We start from the raw sequence: 20,290 nt of genomic DNA, 5'->3' as shown, positions 1-20,290 counted from the left end.
CGATTTCCCCCTATTGACCAAGAGACGCGCAGCCATGTAGAGACAGCCTGCGCCGCCTTCTACCTGAGCCGCAAGCCACAAACAATGAGATCCTGGGCTTCAACAGAGGCTGGGCCAATTCGTCCGGTGCGCATTATGGGCCGCTTGGCATGGCCGGTGGATGCAATTCGGCGCACTCTGGCCGCCGGTGCCGCTGTCGATTCCAAAGGGGCCGACGCATGAACAGTATCAAACTAACGCTGGGCGACGAAACCGCCGAAGTGCTGCGCCAGATAGCCGGCCTGACCGGACTGTACGGCGGTGACATCATTGCTCAAACGCTCGGCCCCATCGAAGCAGGCTGGCATGAAGTGCTGGCGCTGGTCGGTAGCCACCCCGAAATGCGCGACAAAGCTGCCAACCTGATTATCTCGTTCGGTCCCGAATCTATCGAGGCGGGAATCAGAAGCATTGCGCCAGTAGGATATGAGACGCTGGCGGCGCGTTTCGCACGCGAAATCGGCGAAGCTATCCCCGCGTCCAGAGTAGCGCACGAATGATGACCGGAAGCCCCACAGCGAACAACGCGCAGGGCTTCATTCCGCTTGCATCGCTGTTACGCCTTGTGGACCCGCTCAAGCTCTACGATGTGCAACAGAATGCGCGCCGATTCGGGCGCGAAGAACTGCTCACCCAATACCGCACAGCCTTCAAGGCAGGGCAACGAAAGCGGACCTATGTAACAGCATGTGCACTGGTTGCCAACGGCGTGCCGCCGTGGGTCTGGCATGATGGGCTGGAATTAGACGATCTGCACATAAACACCCGCTATGATCTTTTTCTGGCCGATGTGATGTGGCTACGCCGTCATTACCCTGGCCATGCCGATGTCGTCCGGTACAAGCGAGGCAAGCTAATGCTGACAGGTGGCGATGCCGTCTTTCATCGCGAGGCCGAGTATGCGTTCTTTCGAGGACGACGCCCGGCCTGGAAGCTGGCGGGGTCGTTGAGCCTTAACACCCGCCAGCAACTCGAAGCTTGTTACTTGCGTACTGCACCGGTCAAGAAGCGTGCCGAAATCACAGCGGTGGCCAGTGAGCATGTGTACAAAGCGCTGCGTGATGATCTGTGCACTGTGCGACGAACCGCTACCTTTGGCGAAACTGAAGCACTGGCAACCCTGCAGCGACGCCATGCCTTATGGCGGTGTTCTCGTATGGCTACCAGCGCCAGCCCGACAGAGACAGCGGTATTTTTTGAACAACTAACAGGAATGCCAATCACACGACAAGCTGTAGCGCAGCAACTCGAAAAGATACGGTCAACGCTGCGGAAAGCAGAGATGACTTGGGCGACCTAAATGGAGATGAAGCGAGGGACGTATATTCGTTTTGGGGACCTAGGTCCCCATTGTTTTCGTCATCCCTCAACCATCCCGCGACGCCCCGAGAATCACGCAAATTGGCTCATGACGGAATGAGATGACTTTTGTAATTTCCAAGCCATGACGGCGTCATGGGTCAGCCATAGGCTCTCGTCATGGCTTATTCCACATTATGAGAACTAGCGCGGAGCCAATGCGGGCCGATTGGCCACTCAAAAATAACCCTGATACCCCACCGGCTCGACAAGCCGATCAACCAAAGAGGAGCAAACATAACGTGAAGCACGTAACGCTTGAGCAATTCACTGACATTCTGGAAGTAATGACCATCACCCAATCCGTAGAGAGCGGCTTCGCCATCACTCACTTCGGGTATGTTGACGGCCGCCGGACAGTTGCCATTTCAACCTGTTACGGCAACGGCGAATGCTACATTCTTCAGTAACATCATTGCGGCCCCTAATGCGCAAGTAACGCCCCCATCCGACCCTGAAAAGGCAAAGTCCTAGAATATAAGGTTTGCCGCGATGGGGTAGCGTTCATCAACTTAGAAGTTTTTTTCACCAAACCTTATACAACCGTGTTTCAATGTGAAAGCGACCTCACTCCACTGCGGGTCGCTCTCATGCTTGCAACAAGTAAGCAGGTTGTCGCTATACATCAGGATTATTTCAAGGCAGCTTTAACTGAATCTACAAGACTTTTGATTGCCTCAAGCAATGGGACAGGAGATACGTCATCTTTCTCTTTTGATTCAATACCGTTATTGGGATGTGGCGCAAAGGCTGCCTTGACCATGCTTCCCAATATAACAACGATGGCTACGGTAAGAATCGATACTAACGCCACTAAAGGAACCATAGAGTCGCGAATTTCACCATAAATCTTCGCCTCTACTTTGATAGACTCTGGTTCCTTAGTTACGCTGTGCACGTCAGCAGATTTAGTCGAAGAAGTCTTGTTTTCCTTGTTCGAATTATTTGATACTTTTTCCGATTTTACACCTGCCTTTTCACTTGCCTTTTCACTTGCCTTTTCACTTGCCTTTTCACTTGCATCGGGTGAAATTTTTCGAATTTTCTCTTGCAACTCTACTGCTACAAACTTAGAAACATTCTCAGGTTTTAGCGCCTCATAGAATCCTCTTCCCAATGTGCAGACTACTCCTGCAAGGCATACCGTAAAAGTCAATAAAACAAACAAGGTCGCGTAAAAAATTGGAGTTCGGTATCCCCGTCGTGATATTTGGTCGTTTATGGCGTCCAGTGCATGTTCAGACATTCTAGGACTATCGCCAGGACCTGTTGTAACTGGTGCTTGAGTAGATGAATCAAGTTCTGTTCTAAGCTGATCTGGCGAAGGATCTAGTACAACGTTTGGCGAACGAGCTGAAGATTCGGGTGACCTAAGTACACCCCCGTCTAAATCTTGACTCAATATCTCTCCTTCAGTGATCTCGAATACTGCTGCTTGGATATGCGCTTATCGCAGTAAGCCCAAGTTAATTAAGCGGTAGCCCATGGCATCTCTGGAGACTCCAAACATATTTGCCAATGCTTCCACACTGCTTGCGGCGCCCTGTTGGTAATGGCGAGCTACGAGTGAACCGGGCATAAGTAGTTCCGCAGCAAATTTATTGGCTTGCCGCTCACGGTAGTCGCCGCTGGATTGGAAGTTACCGGCATCTCGTGGAGCATCCTGATGACCTAAAGCAAAGTGCCCAAGTTCGTGTGCAACAGTAAAACGCTGGCGAACAGGAGCTTCCGATACGTTGTATTCAATTGAAGGCATACCATTGAATATGCGGTAGTAGCCACTGTAGGGGTAATCAAAGTCCCCCCAACCTCCACGCCCGTACACTGCGATACCTGCTTGCGTTGCTATTTTGACAGGATCAATAGGAAGCAGACCGTCCCAGTAGCGTGATAACAATTCACGCGCGGCGCCTTCTTCCCCAAGGGGAGTAAGCGAATGATTGGATAGATGTCCCATGGCCTCCCCCTTCCTATTGTGAGAAATTACTACTGTACGGTTTTACAGTATATGAAGTCTAAATTCTAACAGTGTCCCTCCCTTCATAGCAACCGGGACTTGCATTGAACTGTGAAATGCTGTACAGACTCAACCATATATGGGCGGGTAACGGAAATGACGGCTTATAGCATCAGCCGAGGTTCTCGCCACCACTCAATCGGGTTACATAGTGGTTACAAGGGTCAAACAGAGCGTACTGGAAACAAAAAGGGTTACATGAAAAATCATGTAACCCTTTGTTTTTACTACTTAATTTTGGTGCCGGCTGCCGGTTTCGAACTGGCCACCTGATGATTACAAATCAACTGCTCTACCAAATGAGCTAAGCCGGCGTAAACTTTTCAGCGCGGATTATACGCTATTTGATACGTGTCAGGGTAGGACGTCCGCCCTTTTTTGGCGGTTCGCCACCATCGTCCGGTGCATCCGTGCTGACAGTCTCAGCAGGACGGGACTCGGACGAAGGCACCGGGCTCGGCACGGGCGCCAGGGTTGGCGCCGATGGTGCTGGCGCCGGGGCTGGCGGTTCGTACTGGCCCAATTGCGGCTCAAACGCCATGCCTTGGCCGTTTTCGTTGGCATAGATGGCCATGACGTTATTTACCGGCACGAAGATTTCGCGCGACACGCCGCCGAAGCGGGCGTGGAAACGGATGCTGTCATTGTCCATCTTCAGCCCCGAAGTGGCGCCAAAGCTGATGTTGAGCACAATTTCGCCCTTTTTCACGTATTCCATCGGTACCGTGGTGGCGGCATCGACTTTCACGGCCAGGTAAGGCGTATAGCCGCTGTCGGTGCACCACTCGTAGATGGCGCGCAGCATGTAGGGCTTGGTGGAGATGTCTGCCATGATATTAGCGGCGCATGACCTTTTCGGATGGGGTCAGCGCTTCGATGTAGGCTGGACGCGAGAAGATACGCTCGGCGTATTTCATCAGCGGCGCAGCAGTTTTCGACAGCTCAATGCCATAGTGATCCAGACGCCACAGCAGCGGCGCCACCGCCACGTCCAGCATCGAGAATTCATCGCCCAGCATGTACTTGTTCTTCAGGAACAGCGGCGCCAAGGTCGTCAGGCGGTCGCGGATTTCTGCTCTAGCCTTGTCATGGCTCTTGTCGTTGGCCTTGGCACGCTCGGATTCCAGCGTGTGCACGTGCACGAACAATTCTTTTTCGAAGTTGAACAGCATCAGGCGGGCACGGGCGCGCATCAGCGGGTCGGCCGGCATCAGTTGCGGGTGCGGGAAGCGCTCATCGATGTACTCATTGATGATGTTCGATTCGTACAGGATCAGTTCGCGCTCGACCAGGATCGGTACCTGGCCGTATGGATTCATGGTCGAAATGTCTTCCGGCTTGTTGAACAAGTCCACATCGCGCACTTCAAAGTCCATGCCTTTTTCAAACAGGACCAGGCGGCAGCGTTGCGAGAAGGGGCAGGTCGTACCCGAGTAGAGAACCATCATTTTTTGTAGTTCCTTAGAAACAAAATGGGATGTAGCCGCAAAAGCGGCTCACCCCAAGGAGCGCGCCCGCATCGCGGGCGGCGCACAAAACAAAGCTCAAACTTCCGAGCTAACTCTTATTTAACTTCCTTCCAGTACGATGCGTTCAGGCGCCAGGCCAGCAGCGCAAAGCACGACAGGAACAGCACCACCCACACGCCCAGGCGTTTGCGGGTTTGCTGGGCAGGTTCCGCCATCCACTCCATGTAGCCCACCAGGTCCGCCACGGCCGTGTCGAACTCCAGCTTGGTCATGGTGCCGGGTTTCACCTGCTCAAAGCCAGCGAATTTGTGCACTTTCTTGGATGGATCGTGTGGATCCGTTTCCTCGACAAACTTGGCGCTTTGCACACCCTGCAATTCCCACAGGGCGTGCGGCATTGCCGCGTTTGCCAATACCAGGTTGTTCCAGCCGGTCGGGCGGTTGTCATCCTTGTAGAAAGTACGCAGATAAGTATACAGGTAGTCGCCACCGGTGCCTGCGGACGATGCCTTGGCGCGCGAAATCACGGACAAATCCGGCGGAACCGCGCCGAACCAGGCCTTGGCATCCTTGGCCGGCATCGCCGTTGTCATCATTTCGCCCACTTTTTCAGCAGTAAACAACAGGTTGCCCTTGATCTGCTCTTCCGTCAGGCCCAGGTCTTTCAACCGGTTATAACGCATCGAAGACGCATTATGGCAGTTCAGGCAGTAGTTCACAAACAACTTGGCGCCATTTTGCAGTGCCGCCATGTTGGTCGAGCGGTCCGGCGCCTTGTCCAGCGGGTGGCCACCCTCGTTTGCCAGCGCCAGTCCAGGGACTGCCAGCGCCAGGATTGCAATTAACTTTTTAGCAAAATTCATGTACATGTCCTCTTCAGCGATGGCCGGTAATCAATGCGCGTGGTACGTAACGCGGGATGGAACCTGTTTGAACTGGCCCATTTCGCTCCACCAAGGCATCAGCAGGAAGAAGGCAAAGTAGTACAGCGTGCAGATCTGCGAAACCACGGTGCCAACCGGGCTAGGCGGCTGGGTACCCAGGTAGCCCAGTGCAATAAATGCAATACCGAACAGCATGTACACATATTTATGCCAGTCAGGACGGTAGCGGATCGATTTGACTTTCGAGTGGTCCAGCCATGGCAGGAAGGCCAGGATCACCACCGACGAACCAAAGAACACCACGCCCCAGAATTTCGCATCCAGCACGGAAGGCAGCATGCCGATGATGGCCACCAGGGCAACCGCGGCAATGACCGTCTTGACCATGCCCGACAGGCGCGACTTCAGCCACAGGAAGGCCACATAGGCTGCCACGGCAAACATCAGTACCCACATGAAGTCCGCAGTGGTGGCGCGCAGCACCGAGTAGAACGGCGTGAAGTACCAGGTTGGCGCGATGTGCAGCGGGGTCTTCAGCGAGTCACCGGGCAGGAAGTTGTTGTACTCCAGGAAATAACCACCCATTTCCGGTGCAAAGAACACCACCGTCGAGAAGATCAGCAGGAATACCGATACGCCGAACAAGTCGTGCACCGTGTAGTATGGGTGCGATGGAATCGAATCGACCGGGTGGCCGTCCGGGCCCAGGTTTTCCTTGACTTCAATGCCATCCGGGTTCGACGAACCCACTTCGTGCAGCGCGATCAAGTGCGCAGCCACCAGGCCCAGCAGCACCAGAGGAATCGCAATCACGTGGAACGCGAAGAAGCGGTTCAAGGTGGCGTCGGACACCACGTAGTCGCCACGAATCCACAGCGACAGGTCAGGGCCGATCAGGGGAATCGCGCCAAACAGGTTGACGATCACCTGCGCGCCCCAGTACGACATCTGGCCCCATGGCAGCAGGTAGCCGAAGAACGCTTCAGCCATAAGGCACAGGAAGATGGCGAAACCAAACAGCCAGATCAGTTCGCGTGGCTTGCGGTACGAACCGTACAGCAGGCCGCGGGTCATGTGCAGGTACACAATGATGAAGAACGCGGACGCGCCGGTCGAGTGCATGTAGCGCACCAGCCAGCCCCACGGCACTTCACGCATGATGTATTCCACGGAACCGAAAGCCAGGTTGGCGTCCGGCTTGTAGTGCATGGTCAGGAAAATACCGGTAACGATCTGCAGCACCAGCACCAGCATGGCCAGCGAACCGAAGATGTACCAGAAGTTGAAGTTCTTGGGAGCGTAGTACTTGCCCCATTGGTCGTTCCACAGCTTCGTCAGCGGAAAACGGTCGTCGACCCAGCCCAGGGCCTTTTGCGAGGCTGGCGCGTTGGCAGGAAACTTGGTTTCTTTGAATGCGCCCATGGTTATGCCTCGCCTTTCTGGTCTTTACCAATGATCAGCTTGGTGTCGCTCAGGTACATGTGGCGCGGCACAGGCAAGTTATCCGGCGCAGGCTTGTTCTTGAACACGCGGCCGGCCAGGTCGAAGGTGGAGCCGTGGCATGGGCACAGGAAACCGCCAGCCCAGTCATCCGGCAGCGACGCTTGCGGGCCCGGCACGAACTTGGTCGATGGCGAGCAGCCCAGGTGGGTGCAAATGCCAATGGCGACCAGGTATTCCGGTTTAATCGCGCGCGCTTCGTTGCGGCAGTATTCCGGCGTGAATTCGTCAGGATTACGTTTCGATTGGGGATCGGCCACCTGGCCGTCGGTTTTCTTCAGGGAAGCGATCATTTCCGGCGTGCGGCGCAGAATCCACACCGGCTTACCACGCCATTCCACCGTCTTCATCTCGCCCGGCTGCAGAGAGCTGATGTCGACTTCAACCGGTGCACCGGCGGCTTTCGCCCGTTCGGACGGCTGGAAGGTACTGACCAAGGCGCCCGTGGCAGACAAGCCTACTACGCCGCCCGCTGCACATGTGGCAGCCAGCAAACCGCGTCGGCCGGGATCGACCTGCTTTTCGATACTCATACACAAACCCCAATCATCAAATTGCGAAATAGTTGTTATACGACTACTGAGCTTGCAGCAACCTTAAATTGTAGGACAAAAGTTTTTTGAATTAAAGGAAAACGTAGTATTTGTGTAAATTCTGCCCCACATTATGCAACGCCGTCCATGGGTAAATTGTCCCAGGGGGATCGACCCGGCAATGTGTTGTGAAAAGCAACAAAATACCGCTATCATCGGTTCGTTTATTTACCAGGAGTACACAGATGGGCATGATGCAGGAATTCAAAGAGTTTGCCATGAAAGGCAATGTGGTCGATCTCGCGGTCGGCGTGATCGTGGGCGCGGCATTCAGCAAAATCGTGGATTCACTGGTGCAAGACATCATCATGCCGCCCATCGGCAAGCTGATCGGCGGCCTGGATTTCGCCAACTATTACATTCCGCTCAACGGCCAGCCCATGAATTTATCACTGGCCGAAGCAAAAAAGCTGGGCGCGGTCCTCGCGTACGGTAACTTCCTGACCATCCTGCTAAACTTCATCATATTGGCGTTCATCATTTTCCAAATGGTGCGCCTGCTGCAAAAGGCCCGCCGCACGGAGGCGCCGGCAGCGGCTGCCGAGCCGGCGCCGCCCGCAGAAGATGTTTTGCTGCTGCGTGAAATCCGCGACTCGCTGAAGAATAAATAACGCCCTGCTGGCCCGGCCAGCGGGCCCGGGATGAAGATCATGCGACGACTGTGGTTGTTGTTTGCGCAAACGGTGACCGTGGTCCTTGCGCTGTATTTCGTCTATAACGCCGTCCGTCCCGACGCAGCCAGCTTGCCGGCCTCGATCCGGCAACTGGGCACGGGCAGCGCCCGCCCTGCCACGCTGCTGGAAGCCTCCAGCAATACCCCGCCTTCCCCCGGTTCTTACCGGGTGGCGGCATCGCGCGCGATGCCCGCCGTCGTCAATGTCCTCACCACGAAGTCCCCGAAGCGCAAGCATCCACTGTCGCGCGACCCGTTTTTCCGCCGCTTCTTTGAACGGGGCGACCGGGGAGAAGGCGACGATGGCGATGAAGACCAGTCCAGCCTGGGTTCTGGCGTCATCGTCAGCCCGGCCGGCTATATCCTCACCAATAACCACGTGGTCGATGCGGCCGACGATATCCAGGTGGTGTTACCGGACGGGCGCAAAAGCAAGGCCAAAGTCGTGGGGACGGACCCGGAAACGGATTTGGCCGTCATTCAAATCGGCCTGGATAAATTGCCCGTGATCGTGCTGGGCCATGCGGAAAACGCCAAAGTCGGCGACGTCGTGCTGGCCATCGGCAATCCGTTCGGTGTCGGGCAAACCGTCACCATGGGCATTATTTCTGCGCTGGGCCGCAATAATTTGCGTATCAATAACTTCGAGAATTTTATCCAGACTGATGCGGCCATTAATTTCGGCAATTCCGGTGGCGCGCTGATTGATACCAACGGCAATTTACTCGGCATTAATTCCGCGATTTATTCGCAAACGGGCGGTTCCGTCGGCATAGGCTTTGCTATTCCCGTGTCCACAGCGAAATCCGTGATGGAAGCGATTATTTCCTCCGGGCATGTCACGCGCGGCTGGATCGGCGTGGAATCGCAGGAAATTACACCGGAACTGGCGGAAAGCTTTGGCTTGCAGCGCACCAGCGGCGCGATCATTGCGGGCGTGGTACGCAATGGCCCGGCCGACAAGGCCGGCATCAAGCCGGGCGACATCCTGGTGTCCGTGGAAGGCAAGGATGTCCATGACACGACGGAAATGCTGAATTTGATTGCCGCACTGCAACCAGGCGGCAAAGCCACCATGCGCGTCTTGCGCAAGAGCCGGGAAACAGAACTGGCGGTCACGGTGGGCAGGCGGCCGGTAGCGAAGTAGGCGGGGTGGCGGCATAATGGTCCGTCTCTTCCAACTCCGATATGCCCATGCACCTGCGCGACCTGAAAAACTACCTGACCGAGCTGGCCGACAATAACAACCGCCCCTGGTTCATCATGAACAAACCGCGCTATGACATCCTGCGCGAAGAGTTCCTGCAGCTGGTGACGCAGCTGATCGCCGAACTGGGCAAGTTCGACCCGGCCGTCAAGTTTTGCAATCCCAAGAAAGCCATGTTCCGCATTAACCGCGACGTGCGCTTCGCCAACGACAAAAGCCCGTACAAAACCCGTTTCTCGGCCGCCATCGCGCCGAACGACATGCGCCGCCCGTCAAAAGCCGGCGGCCCCACGTATTACTTCCAGCTGGACGGTGAAGGCCGCGTCCTGTTTGGCGCCGGTGAATACATGCCGCCGCCCAACCGCATCAAAGCGCTGCGCCGCGCCATGGTCGAAGATGCTGCCGGTTTCAGCAAAGTGCTGAAAAATAAAAACCTGAAAGCCCGCTACGGCACGATCCAGAATGAAGGCAAGCTGCAGCGCCCGCCAAAAGGCTTCGATCCCGAGCACGAACACATTGAATACATCAAGCTGAAAAGCTTCTTTGTGTGGACCGAGATGGATCTCGACTTGAACAAGCCGGATTTGCTGCTGCCCCTGATTGCCAACGGCATGAAGGATGCGTATCCGCTGGTGCAGTGGATGCGCTCCGCACGCGAAGATGAAGAAGAGGAAGCCGCATAACGGCGCCCCGTGCCTTACCGCCATATTTGACCTTCCTCACCGGCGCAGCGTGTCATTTGCGCTTCGCCTGATCCTCCGCAATACGCCGGTCGGCGTTTTCATGCAGTTCATGTCGCAAAAATTGCAGTTCGTCGCACACCGATAGAGCTGCAAACGGCCCTTGTCTATAGTTCACTCATCGAAACGACGAACACATAGACAAGGAGCTGAAAATGAACATCGCTAAAAACATGGAAGCCATCTTCCTCGCTGCCGTTACCCTGGCAGGCGCTACCCTGGTGACCACTGCCGTTGCAGCCGTACCAGCCGCCAAGAATACTGTCGCTACCGCCCACACCGTGCAAGCAAATGCCGCCAAGGTGCCAGTGGTGGTGATCTCCGCTAAACGGCTGAGCGCAGCTGAAAAAGCAGCGCTCGCCAATTAATCCCAGCAGTCCAATCAATCCAGCCGGAGCAGAATGATGAACAAATTTATCAGCGCCACGATGATGGCAGTTTCCCTGTACGCAGCACACGGCCTGGCCGTCGCGGATGAAGTGATCAGTGAAATCCGCACTGTGGATGCACGGGCCGTCAAGGTGGTGCTGGATGGGATCATCAGCCTGAATCTGAAGCAGGGCAATACGCCTTCGCTGGTGGTGTCCGGCGACAAGCGCTACGTGCCGAAAATCACGGTGGTGCAAAGCGGCGATACGCTGCGCATCGGCACTGACCTGCGCGGCGTCAACTTCAGCAATGGCAACCTGCGCGCCGAACTGACGTTGCCGAACTTGCGTGAATTTGTCTCGGCTGGCGTCGGTTCCGCAGAACTGTCCGGCTTTTCGGGCGATGACATGCGCGTGTCGCTGGAAGGCGCCGGCTCCGTCAACATGGCATCGCGCTACAAGCATATGGATGCGCGCCTGACCGGCGTCGGCAGCATGCACGTGAACGCGGGCGACGCGGAGAGCGTGGACTTGAACTTGAAAGGCGCGGGACAAATCGTCATCAACGGCCAAAGCAAAAACCTGACGGCCAAGCTGGGCGGCATCGGCAGCCTGGATGCGCAAGGCTTGCGCGCCGACAGCGTCGACGTCGACATGTCGGGCCTGGGCGGCGCCACGGTGTACGCGAAGACGTCGGCCAACCTGCGCCTGTCCGGCATGGGTTCCGCCACCGTGTATGGCAAACCGGCCAACCGCAGCTCCACGGCGCGCGGCATGGGCAGCGTCGCCTGGAACTAAGCCGGTTATTTCAACAGGCCCGGCATTAGCACACGCGCCACTTGCAGCGCTGCCGGGCCAAGCAGCACCAGCATCAACGTCGGGAAAATGCAAAAGATCAGCGGGAACAGCAATTTCAACCCGATCTTTGCCGCCGCTTCTTCCGCCATCATCCTGCGCTTGGTGCGCAAATTTTCTGAATGCACGCGCAGCGAATCGCCCATGCTGGTGCCGAAGCGCTGCGATTGAATCAGCATTGCCACCAGCGTATCCATATCTTCGACGCCACTGCGCAGCGCCAGGTTGCGCAACGCTTTTTCCTTGCTGAAGCCGGCGCGCATTTCCATCAACGTCAGCTGCAATTCCTGCGCCAGCGCTACGCTCTTGATGTGGATTTCCGCCGCCACCCGCACCAGCGCCCGTTCCAGGCTCAGGCCCGCTTCCACGCAGACTGTCAGCAAATCCAGCGCATCGGGCAGATTTTCAAAGATTTCCCGCTGGCGCCGCGCCGCGGTACGCGCCAGTACGGCGTTAGGCAAGTAATAGCCGATGGCGGCAGCCCCCAGCAACAGCAGCAGCCACGCGTTTTGCGGCACATGGCTGGCGGCCGGCAGCGCTGCCAGCGCCGGCAGCAGCAATGCCAGCATGGTCTTGGCCGCGAAATACAGCGTCGGAGCGGATTGCTGGCGCCAGCCTGCCGTAATGAAGCGGGTGCGCAGCGGCGACCGTTCCCAGCCTTCGTCCGGCAGCGACAGGCGCGTCAGCGGCTGCGCCACGCGCGCAATGCGCTCGACCCACTTGCCCTGCCCTTCCACTGGCTGCGCATCCGGGTCAAGCAATTGCCCGTTCAGGCGCAGGCGCACGGCATCTGGTGCAAACAGCCACAAAGCCAGCATCACGATGGCTGCCACCACCAGGAATACCAGCAACAGGAACACCGCCATGGGGCCGTTCATACGCTGATCCTGATCACGGTACGCATCCACAGCAGCCCTGCCAGCATGGCGCCCGCCGCATACCACAGCAGCCGCGCGCCGGCGGGATCGGTCCACAGCACCGAGATATAGCCGGGGTTGAGCAGCGACATCAGCGCCACCACGCCCAGCGGCAGCAAGCCCAGTATCCACGCCGACATGCGCCCCTCGGCGGACAGCACGCGCACTTGCGCCATCAGTTTCAAGCGCGCCCGCACCATGGTGCTGACGTTGTCGAGCAATTCCGCCAGGTTGCCGCCGGACTCGCGCTGGATCAGCACAGCCAGCACCATGTAGCGCAAGTCCGTCAATGGAATCCGCGCCGCCAGGTTGTGCAGCGCTTCATTCATCGGCACGCCATAATTGATTTCTTCATACGCCATGCGGAATTCACTGCCCGTCGGTTCCGGCATTTCATTGCCCACCATTTGCAGCACATTGGCAAACGAGTGCCCGGCACGCAGCGCACGGCCAAGGAAGTCCGCCACTTCCGGCAATTGCTCTTCCAGCTTGTGCAGGCGGCGTCCCCTGGCCTGCAGCAGCATCAGCGCCGGCCCCGCGCATGCCAGTATGGGCGCCGCCAGACGCAGCGGCGCCGGTGCGCCCGACAAGGCGGGCAACGCCAGCGCCGCCAGCAGCAGCGCGCCCTGCACGGCAAGAAACCGTCCCACTGTCCAATCCACGCCTGCCTGCAGCAGCAGCCGGTCCAGCTTGGCCATGTGCGGTATACGGCGCAGCCAGCTGTCCAGCAATGGTTGCGCACTGTAGCGGCGCTGTTTGAGGATGGTCACGCGCTCGCTGCCATCCGTGCGGGCCGCCATCAATTGCAGGCGGCGGGCAATACGGCGCGCATCGCCGCCATGATTGCCCGACCACCAAAGCCATGCGCCTTCAATGGCGAGGATCACGGCGGCAAATACCAGCACTGCAAATGCGGAAAACACCAGGTCCATACCACCTCCTATTCGTACAGCTTTTCTGGATCAAATGTACTGTCCGGCACCGGCGCGCCATACATGCGCAAGCGTTCCGCAAAGCGGGGCCGCACCCCGGTGGCGCGGAAGCGGCCCAGCACTTTGCCTGCGCCATCGATGCCGTCCTGTTCAAAGCGGAAGATTTCATGCATGGCGATCATTTCGCCTTCCATGCCTGTCACTTCCTGCATGCTGACCAGCTTGCGCGTGCCATCCGTGAGGCGCGACATTTGCATCACCACCGTGATGGCGGAACAGATTTGCTGCCGCATGGCGCGCGGCGTCAAATGCACGCCGGCCATGCCCACCATGTTTTCCAGCCGCGCCAGTGCATCGCGCGGCGAGTTCGCATGGATGGTGGCCAGTGAACCTTCATGGCCGGTATTCATCGCTTGCAGCATGTCGATGGCTTCCGCGCCCCGCACTTCGCCCAGGATGATGCGGTCCGGCCGCATGCGTAGCGCATTGCGCACCAGCGCGCGCTGCGTGACTTCGCCCTTGCCTTCAATATTCGGCTGGCGCGTCTCCAGCCGTACCACGTGGGGCTGGCGCAATTGCAGTTCCGCCGCATCTTCTATCGTGACGATGCGTTCGCTGCCGGGAATGAAGCCGGACAGCACGTTCAGCAGCGTGGTCTTGCCGCTGCCGGTGCCGCCCGAAATCAAAATATTGATCTTCGCCTGTCCCAGCGCTTCCAGCACCTGCACCATGGGCGGCGTCACGCTTTTGTAGGCGAGCAGGTTGGCGATGGTCAGCGGGCTGGAAGAAAAGCGGCGGATCGACAGCATGGGCCCATCGATGGCCAGCGGCGGAATAATCGCATTGACGCGGGAACCGTCGGGCAGGCGTGCATCGACCATGGGACTGGATTCATCAATGCGGCGCCCCACGCGCGACACGATTTTCTCGATGATTTTCATCAGGTGCGCATTGTCGTGGAAGGTCACGCTGGTCAGTTCCAGCCGCCCGCTCCGTTCCACATACACTTTGCTGGCGGTATTGACGAGGATGTCCGACACGCCGGCATCGGCCAGCAGCGCTTCCAGTGGCCCGAAACCCAGCATTTCATTCTGGATGTCGAGCACGAGGCGGTGCCGCTCGTGCTGGTTCAGCACGATGCGCTCATCTTCAATGACGCGCTGCACCAGCAGCGCCAGTTCGTGGCGGAACTGTTCTTGCGTGAGTTTTTTCAAGCGTTCCAGGTCGATGCGGTCGAGGATCGCCTGGTGCATGGACTTGCGCAGCTCTTGATAGGCCGCGTCAGGCAGGCTGGCAGTCAGTACCGGCCCGCCGCTGCCCGCCCCCTGCATCAGGCGGCCATCTTCCAGCCCCGTCAAACGTTCCCTTAAGCTCATATATCCTCCCCTCGGCCAAACAGACGGTCAAACAAGCCTTTGCTTTCCGGGATGCGGCGGGCCGTCACCAGCTCCACCAGTTCGCCCAGGCTGCGCGCCAGCGCACTGCTGCGCGACAGCTGCAGCAGCGGCACGCCCTGGTTGACGGAGTCGGTCGCCGCCAGGTAATCGTTGGGCACCGTATGCGCCACTTCGGCGCCCAGCGCGGACGACAAATCCGCCAGCCGCAGCTTGCCGCCCTTTTCATAGCGGTTGACGATCAGGCGGATGCGTTCCGCCGGATAGCCCAGCGACCGGAAAATATCGAGCAGCCGCCTGCCATCGCGGATATCGGGCAGCGCCAGTTGCAGCACCGGATAAATGACGTCCGCATGGTCCAGCGCCCGCAGCGACAGCGCATCGATCTGGCGCCCCACATCCAGCAAGATGTAGTCGTAATGCTGGCGCGCCACGCGCAAGATGATGTCCATGTGGTCCGGCTTCATTTCCACGGCCTGCGCCGGATCGTCAGCCGCCGCCAGCACGCCAAAGCCGGGCGCCACATGCACCAGGCACGAATCCAGGAACGCGCCATCCATGCGGCCGATTTGCGCGCATATGTCGGACAGCGTCATGACCGGCTTCTGGTCCGACACATACAAGGTCGCATCGCCAAACTGGCCGTGCAAATCCATCAGCAGCACTTTGCAACCACCCAGTTCGGCGAGCGCATAGCCGAAATTCGTCGACAGGAACGTGGCGCCGCTGCCGCCTTTGCATGAGATAAAGGCCAGCGCCTTGCCATTGCGCATGCGCGTGATGCCGGCATCGACTTCGATGCGGTCCATCGCGTCATGGAAGGCGCGGTGATCCAGCGGCAGCGCCAGCACTTCGCGCATGCCGGCGCGCATGGCGCGGATCAGCAAGTCCTGTTGCGGCGCCCGCGTCAGCAGCATGAACGCGGCGCGCGGGTAATGGCGCGCCAGCGGCTCCAGCAACTCCGCTTCGCCCGGCGCCAGTTCGCTGGCGTCCAGCACCACCAGGCCGGGCGAATCCGGCAACAGCCGCTCCACGGCATCGCGCAAGCCTTGCCGCACGGCCAATACTTCCACGGCAGGCATGCGCGCCGAACCTTGCGAGGCAACGTCCGCCTGCAATTCACTGTCATGGCTGATGATCAATGCTTTCATGAATCCTCCTTCACGGACATGGCGTAGTGCAGGTGCGGTAACCCAGCGATTCAGCCTTGACCACGGTGGTCGCCAGCGGTATGGTCATGGCAGGCAAAGGCAGCCAGGTCAGCAACGGCAGATAAGGCACAGGTTCGCAGCCCACCGGACTGCAAATGCGGGCCCGCACAAACTGGATGCAACTGCCGCCGCCCGGGTCGGCCATGCAGTTGATACGGTTTTGCGCGGCCGATGCAGGCAGCGCCCCTTCCGCTAATGCCTGCAGGTTCCCCGCACTGTCCTGCCACAGGTAATCAATCACCACATGGTCTTGCGTGACGCCGCCCGTCAGCAGCAGCGTGCCGTCGCTGTCGCGGAAGATGGCATTGCGGCGCAAGGCATCCATGGCGCTGCTGTCGCGGAAATCCGTGACGGCGGCAGTGCGCGCCGCGCGCCGCGTCACTTCCTGCACGGTATTCCACACGCACACTGCGCGCGCGGTTTCCAGCAGCAGGAACAGGAACAGCAGAAACACAGGAAACACCAGCGCGTATTCCACTGTCAGCGCACCGCCCTGACGCTTGCCGGCCATGTCAATTGCCCGCATAGCCATAGCGCATCGTATGTGATGCCCGCACTTGCACGGTGCCGCTGGTTTCCGTGCTGAACAGCTCTGTCGACAGCGGTACATTGATGGCAGCCGATACCTTGATGGACGACGGCAGCGTGCCATAGCACGCGAAGCCATCACATTCGATGATGATCTGTTCCGGCTGCAGCGTGACTTCCAGGCCGGCTTGCCGCGCCGTCTCCACCATGATCGCGCGCGCAGCCGCCATGGCCTGGGTAGCCGCGGCATCCGTGCCCAGCGCCTGTGGCGGCAGCGACGCCATATAGCGCGCGCCCTCATGCACGGCCTTTTGCATGGCCGCGTAATGCAGAAAGACGCCGGCAAGCGCCAGCACGGTCGGCGCCAGCAGTGCGCACGCGGACAGGCACAGCGCCAGCTCGATGGCCGCCACCCCATTCTGCAGCGCGCCGGCCAGCTTTGGTATAGCGCGCTTCACCGGTACAACTCCACCATGCCGCCCAGCGCCTGTTCGCTGGCAATGCCGGCAAATTCAGCGCTGACTGCGGAAGCCGTCGCCGGCGCCGCCAACAGGAAGCGGGCCACGGCCACGACCTGGGCCTGCGCACTGGCGCCAGCGGCCACGGGGCAGGCGAGCAACGGAATGTACAGCAGGCGCCGGTCTTTGCGGCCGGGGTTCACCGGTTTCGCGCTCATGCTGGCGCCGGTCGACCTGTATGGCGGCGCGCCGGTATACGTGGCGTTCACCGCGGGCGGGCTGCCGGTATTGACCTTGTACAGGTATTGCCACTGGCTCTTGGCGATGTTGCCATGGGCCGCATTGGCCTGCTTCGCGGGGCCATATGCCCACAGCGTGCCATAGGCTGCCGCATTGGCCGCGGGCACGGTGCGGTCCGCCATGGTATCGAGCTTTTGTCCCGGCCCGCTTGCACCTGGCTGCGCGTGGGCCGCGGTGGGGGCGCCCATCCACGCCGGCGCCGTGTAAGACTTGACATTGATGTCCGGCGGCGTGCCGCGCGCCGTGCAGGGCGCGGCGGCCGTGTAGTTGTCAAAGCGCGTATTCAACTGGCCGCTGAACGTAAAGGCGCCGGGCCGGCGCACAGGCACGGTGGCATCCGTGATGCGGTCGCGCGCCATGCTGCCGCTACACATGAACGGCGCCACGGTTGCATCGGAAGCGTCAGCCGACGTGGCTTGCGGCGCCACCAGGAAGTATTCCGGCGTGGCCGCGCCCAGTGCGGGATTCAAGTTCAGCAAGTTATACGTGACGCCATAGCGAAAGCCATATTGCACCCATTCCGCATCGCCTGCGCCATTGTTGCGGGTAGCGTCGGCCGCCGCGCTCATCGCGCAAATGGCCAGCGGCGCCACCTCGATGCCGCTGCGCCCCGCCACCGCTTGCGCACTGGCTGTGATGGAGGCATATGCATCGCCCAGCATGGCGGCAAATGGCATCGCCACGTTGCCGATGTCACCGAGTTGGCTGGTATCGACCCGCACATAGCGCAAGCCATTCGGCGCGGCCTTGGCGCCAGCTTCATCCTTCCATGCGCTACCCGCCGCATCAGCGCTGTCGGCAAACGACAGCGCACTGCTGCTCCATGCCACGTTTTGCACATACGCATAGTGGTAGCCGGCTGCAATCGTGCTGGCCTGGCTGACGGCACTGGTAATGCCGTCGGCCGTGCCATTGAGTGATTGCGCCGCCGCCAGCGCCACGGCATCGGCCAGTTGCTGCAATTCCTGCTTGCGGTTGAACACTTGCGCCAGGTCCATCGCCAGTCCGATAAAGGCCAGCACTCCGGCCAGCATCAGCGCAAACGCGATGGAAATGGAACCAGCCGCGCGCTTCATTTTTGCGCTCCCGCACCGATGACCAGCGGCCGGTAGGCTGGTTCCTTCTCGGCATAGCTCTTGCGGTAAGCCTGCTGCGCCTGCAGCGCCGCCCCGCTATCGATGCCGGTGACGGGCGCGTTGGATGGCAATGCAATCACCTGGCGCGCAAACGCTGCACGCACCACATCGCCGGAAGCAGGCGGCGTCTGCAGCGCCGGCGGCGACGCGCATGCCGACAGCAGGCAGGGCAAGGCATAACGGAGCCAATAGGACAAGCGTTTGGGCATGGTCATCATGGCTGTTCTCCGGCTGGATGGGCGCCCAGCATCAGCGGTGCGCGTCCGGGCGGCGCCATGTCCCCGGTCGGCAATGCCTGGCCCGGCGCCTGCGGCTGCACCAGGCGGGCAGTGATCACAAACAGTAATTCCGTGCGCTCATGCAGGAAATCCGTGCTGCGGAACAGGGCGCCCAGCACCGGGATTTCCGCCAGCAGCGGCAAGCCTTTGACGCCCGTGTTCTGGTGATTGCGTATCAGCCCGCCGATGGCAAAGCTTTGGCCATCATTCAATTGCACCGTGGTGGAAGAACGGCGCGTCGTCACCAGCGGCAAGATCGCCGTGCCGCCAAGGCCGCCCGTACTGATACCCACGCCTTCGCGCGACAATTCCGACACTTCCGGCGCCACCTTCAGGTTGATGCGCCCGCCGGACAGCACGGTCGGCGTAAAGCGCAGGCCGACGCCAAACTCCTTTTCTTCCAGCGTCACGCGCCGGTCATCCTGCGCCACGGGAATCAAGATCTTGCCGCCGGCCAGGAAGCTGCCTTCCTGGCCGCTCACGGCAATCAAGGTCGGTTCGGCCAGGATGCGCACCAGGCTGTCCTGCCGTTCCGCATCGATCATCACGCCCTTGCCGGATGCGCGCGTCAAGTCGGCATGGCCCTTCGCCACGCCGGACAGGAAATTCGTCAGCAAGGTGGCGGTCCAGCTGCCGCCCGCCTTCATCAGCACGCTGGTTTCCAGCTTGTCCAGCAAGGTCTTCGACACTTCCGCGATTTTCACTTCCAGCATGACTTGCTGCGGCGCCGTCACCGACAGCAGGTTGACGATGCGGGGACTGGCCCCTGGTCCGGTATCGGCCGCGGATGGCGGCGCCGAAGCGGGGGATGCGGCAGATGCGGGCGCGCCGGGCGTGGCCAGTTGCGGGACGGGGCGGCGCACATACGCCTGCGCCAATTCCAGCACTTGCACCAGCGTGGGGCCGTCCGACACGGCGCCGCTCAGCACCAGCGAATCCGCCGCCGGCGTGACGCGCACGCCCTTCTCCAGCGGCATCAAGGCAGCCAGCGCCGCCTGCAAGCCCGCGGCATCGAGCGCCACGTCGATATCAACCAGCTGGCAAATGCCGCTTGCCAGCTGCACCACCATATTGGTGCTGCCAATTGCCACGCCGGCGACATACAGCGTGTCGGGCGCCACCAGCACGGCTTGCGCCACGCCCGGATTGCCGATGCTGCGGCCCGCAACCTTTCCACCCACGGGCAGCATGCTGGACTTGCCTGGCTGTAGCTGCAAACGCCACGGCGCGCCATTCGAACCACGGCAGTGCAAGCTGCCGCCGCGCTGTGGCGCCGTACTGTCTTCACCGCCGTTAGCAGCCGTGGCCGGCAGCACCAACGTCCCCGCCAACAGCCCCGCCAGCAGCCGCAGGGCCAGGCATGAAATGGACGGCAAAACCCGTCCCTGCCGCCGCGGTGCGCGCGGCAGCCATCCGGTCATGGCGTTCATGG

Annotated in this window: 23 protein-coding genes and 1 tRNA gene; 7 read left to right on the top strand and 17 right to left on the bottom strand. The window is 59.6% G+C overall.

Features of this window, described 5'->3' with window-relative positions; genetic code table 11:
• Positions 1-218: 218 nt before the first annotated feature.
• Both GM668_RS15555 and GM668_RS15550 read left to right on the top strand, forming a co-directional pair.
• On the top strand, positions 219-539 hold the full coding sequence (locus tag GM668_RS15555; RefSeq protein WP_155439882.1) for a hypothetical protein: 321 nt from the start codon (positions 219-221) through the stop codon (positions 537-539).
• On the top strand, positions 536-1,339 hold the full coding sequence (locus GM668_RS15550; protein WP_155439881.1) for a hypothetical protein: 804 nt from the start codon (positions 536-538) through the stop codon (positions 1,337-1,339). Before GM668_RS15555 ends, GM668_RS15550 begins: the two co-directional genes overlap by 4 nt.
• A gap of 690 nt (positions 1,340-2,029) precedes the next feature.
• Here GM668_RS15550 and GM668_RS15545 read toward each other — a convergent pair.
• From GM668_RS15545 to petA, 8 genes are all read right to left on the bottom strand, one after another.
• Positions 2,030-2,800 (bottom strand): hypothetical protein, encoded by a 771-nt coding sequence (locus tag GM668_RS15545; RefSeq protein WP_155439880.1) that lies wholly within the window; start codon positions 2,798-2,800, stop codon positions 2,030-2,032.
• A gap of 45 nt (positions 2,801-2,845) precedes the next feature.
• Positions 2,846-3,355, bottom strand: a complete 510-nt coding sequence (locus GM668_RS15540; RefSeq protein WP_155439879.1) for an ImmA/IrrE family metallo-endopeptidase — start codon at positions 3,353-3,355, stop codon at positions 2,846-2,848.
• A gap of 298 nt (positions 3,356-3,653) precedes the next feature.
• Positions 3,654-3,729 (bottom strand) — tRNA-Thr (locus GM668_RS15535).
• Positions 3,730-3,755: 26 nt separating this feature from the next.
• Complete coding sequence (locus GM668_RS15530) at positions 3,756-4,247, bottom strand: ClpXP protease specificity-enhancing factor (RefSeq protein ID WP_155439878.1); 492 nt, start codon at positions 4,245-4,247, stop codon at positions 3,756-3,758.
• 4 nt (positions 4,248-4,251) lie between these two features.
• The gene (locus GM668_RS15525) at positions 4,252-4,863 is read right to left on the bottom strand and encodes a glutathione S-transferase N-terminal domain-containing protein (RefSeq protein ID WP_050409980.1); all 612 of its coding nucleotides are present in this window, start codon (positions 4,861-4,863) and stop codon (positions 4,252-4,254) included.
• A gap of 116 nt (positions 4,864-4,979) precedes the next feature.
• On the bottom strand, positions 4,980-5,747 hold the full coding sequence (locus GM668_RS15520; RefSeq protein WP_155439877.1) for a cytochrome c1: 768 nt from the start codon (positions 5,745-5,747) through the stop codon (positions 4,980-4,982).
• A gap of 30 nt (positions 5,748-5,777) precedes the next feature.
• Positions 5,778-7,190 carry a cytochrome b gene (locus GM668_RS15515; RefSeq protein ID WP_155439876.1) on the bottom strand — a complete coding sequence of 471 codons (1,413 nt, stop codon included), beginning with the start codon at positions 7,188-7,190 and terminating at the stop codon, positions 5,778-5,780.
• A 2-nt stretch (positions 7,191-7,192) separates the two neighbouring features.
• Positions 7,193-7,801: a ubiquinol-cytochrome c reductase iron-sulfur subunit gene (gene petA, locus GM668_RS15510; RefSeq protein ID WP_155439875.1), complete on the bottom strand. Its 609-nt coding sequence runs from the start codon at positions 7,799-7,801 to the stop codon at positions 7,193-7,195.
• A 245-nt stretch (positions 7,802-8,046) separates the two neighbouring features.
• Between petA and mscL the strand changes: the two genes are divergently transcribed.
• From mscL to GM668_RS15485, 5 genes are all read left to right on the top strand, one after another.
• On the top strand, positions 8,047-8,472 hold the full coding sequence (mscL, locus tag GM668_RS15505; RefSeq protein WP_155439874.1) for a large conductance mechanosensitive channel protein MscL: 426 nt from the start codon (positions 8,047-8,049) through the stop codon (positions 8,470-8,472).
• 39 nt (positions 8,473-8,511) lie between these two features.
• A complete protein-coding gene (locus GM668_RS15500; protein ID WP_155439873.1) occupies positions 8,512-9,681 on the top strand; it encodes a Do family serine endopeptidase in 1,170 nt (389 codons plus the stop codon).
• Positions 9,682-9,728: 47 nt separating this feature from the next.
• Positions 9,729-10,424 (top strand): DUF2461 domain-containing protein, encoded by a 696-nt coding sequence (locus GM668_RS15495; protein WP_155439872.1) that lies wholly within the window; start codon positions 9,729-9,731, stop codon positions 10,422-10,424.
• Positions 10,425-10,636: 212 nt separating this feature from the next.
• The gene (locus GM668_RS15490) at positions 10,637-10,849 is read left to right on the top strand and encodes a hypothetical protein (RefSeq protein ID WP_155439871.1); all 213 of its coding nucleotides are present in this window, start codon (positions 10,637-10,639) and stop codon (positions 10,847-10,849) included.
• Between the two features lie 33 nt (positions 10,850-10,882).
• A complete protein-coding gene (locus GM668_RS15485) occupies positions 10,883-11,647 on the top strand; it encodes a GIN domain-containing protein (protein WP_308506823.1) in 765 nt (254 codons plus the stop codon).
• A gap of 5 nt (positions 11,648-11,652) precedes the next feature.
• Here the strand turns inward: GM668_RS15485 and GM668_RS15480 are convergent, their stop codons facing one another.
• From GM668_RS15480 to GM668_RS15445, 9 genes are read right to left on the bottom strand one after another with little or no spacing between them, the layout of a single operon-like run.
• Positions 11,653-12,582 (bottom strand): type II secretion system F family protein, encoded by a 930-nt coding sequence (locus GM668_RS15480; protein WP_155439870.1) that lies wholly within the window; start codon positions 12,580-12,582, stop codon positions 11,653-11,655.
• On the bottom strand, positions 12,579-13,553 hold the full coding sequence (locus GM668_RS15475; RefSeq protein WP_155439869.1) for a type II secretion system F family protein: 975 nt from the start codon (positions 13,551-13,553) through the stop codon (positions 12,579-12,581). Before GM668_RS15475 ends, GM668_RS15480 begins: the two co-directional genes overlap by 4 nt.
• Positions 13,554-13,561: 8 nt before the next feature.
• The gene (locus tag GM668_RS15470; RefSeq protein WP_155439868.1) at positions 13,562-14,929 is read right to left on the bottom strand and encodes a TadA family conjugal transfer-associated ATPase; all 1,368 of its coding nucleotides are present in this window, start codon (positions 14,927-14,929) and stop codon (positions 13,562-13,564) included.
• Entirely contained in the window at positions 14,926-16,098 is a 1,173-nt protein-coding gene (locus GM668_RS15465) for a CpaE/TadZ family protein (RefSeq protein WP_155439867.1), read from the bottom strand. The genes GM668_RS15470 and GM668_RS15465 overlap by 4 nt, the downstream gene beginning before the upstream one ends.
• Positions 16,099-16,108: 10 nt before the next feature.
• Positions 16,109-16,669: a TadE/TadG family type IV pilus assembly protein gene (locus tag GM668_RS30565; RefSeq protein WP_170305657.1), complete on the bottom strand. Its 561-nt coding sequence runs from the start codon at positions 16,667-16,669 to the stop codon at positions 16,109-16,111.
• Position 16,670: 1 nt separating this feature from the next.
• The gene (locus GM668_RS30560; protein WP_170305656.1) at positions 16,671-17,144 is read right to left on the bottom strand and encodes a hypothetical protein; all 474 of its coding nucleotides are present in this window, start codon (positions 17,142-17,144) and stop codon (positions 16,671-16,673) included.
• Positions 17,141-18,520, bottom strand: coding sequence for a pilus assembly protein TadG-related protein (locus tag GM668_RS15455; RefSeq protein WP_155439865.1), 1,380 nt, complete (start codon positions 18,518-18,520; stop codon positions 17,141-17,143). The genes GM668_RS30560 and GM668_RS15455 overlap by 4 nt, the downstream gene beginning before the upstream one ends.
• A complete protein-coding gene (locus GM668_RS15450; protein ID WP_155439864.1) occupies positions 18,517-18,798 on the bottom strand; it encodes a hypothetical protein in 282 nt (93 codons plus the stop codon). The genes GM668_RS15455 and GM668_RS15450 overlap by 4 nt, the downstream gene beginning before the upstream one ends.
• Positions 18,795-20,288 (bottom strand): type II and III secretion system protein family protein, encoded by a 1,494-nt coding sequence (locus GM668_RS15445; RefSeq protein WP_229499392.1) that lies wholly within the window; start codon positions 20,286-20,288, stop codon positions 18,795-18,797. The genes GM668_RS15450 and GM668_RS15445 overlap by 4 nt, the downstream gene beginning before the upstream one ends.
• Positions 20,289-20,290 lie beyond the last annotated feature (2 nt).

It is taken from the genome of Pseudoduganella ginsengisoli, from assembly GCF_009720865.1.
GTDB lineage: Bacteria > Pseudomonadota > Gammaproteobacteria > Burkholderiales > Burkholderiaceae_D > Rugamonas > Rugamonas ginsengisoli.
The sequence above is the reverse complement of the archived record's forward strand: the minus strand, read 5'-3'. Positions and strand labels throughout refer to the sequence as shown.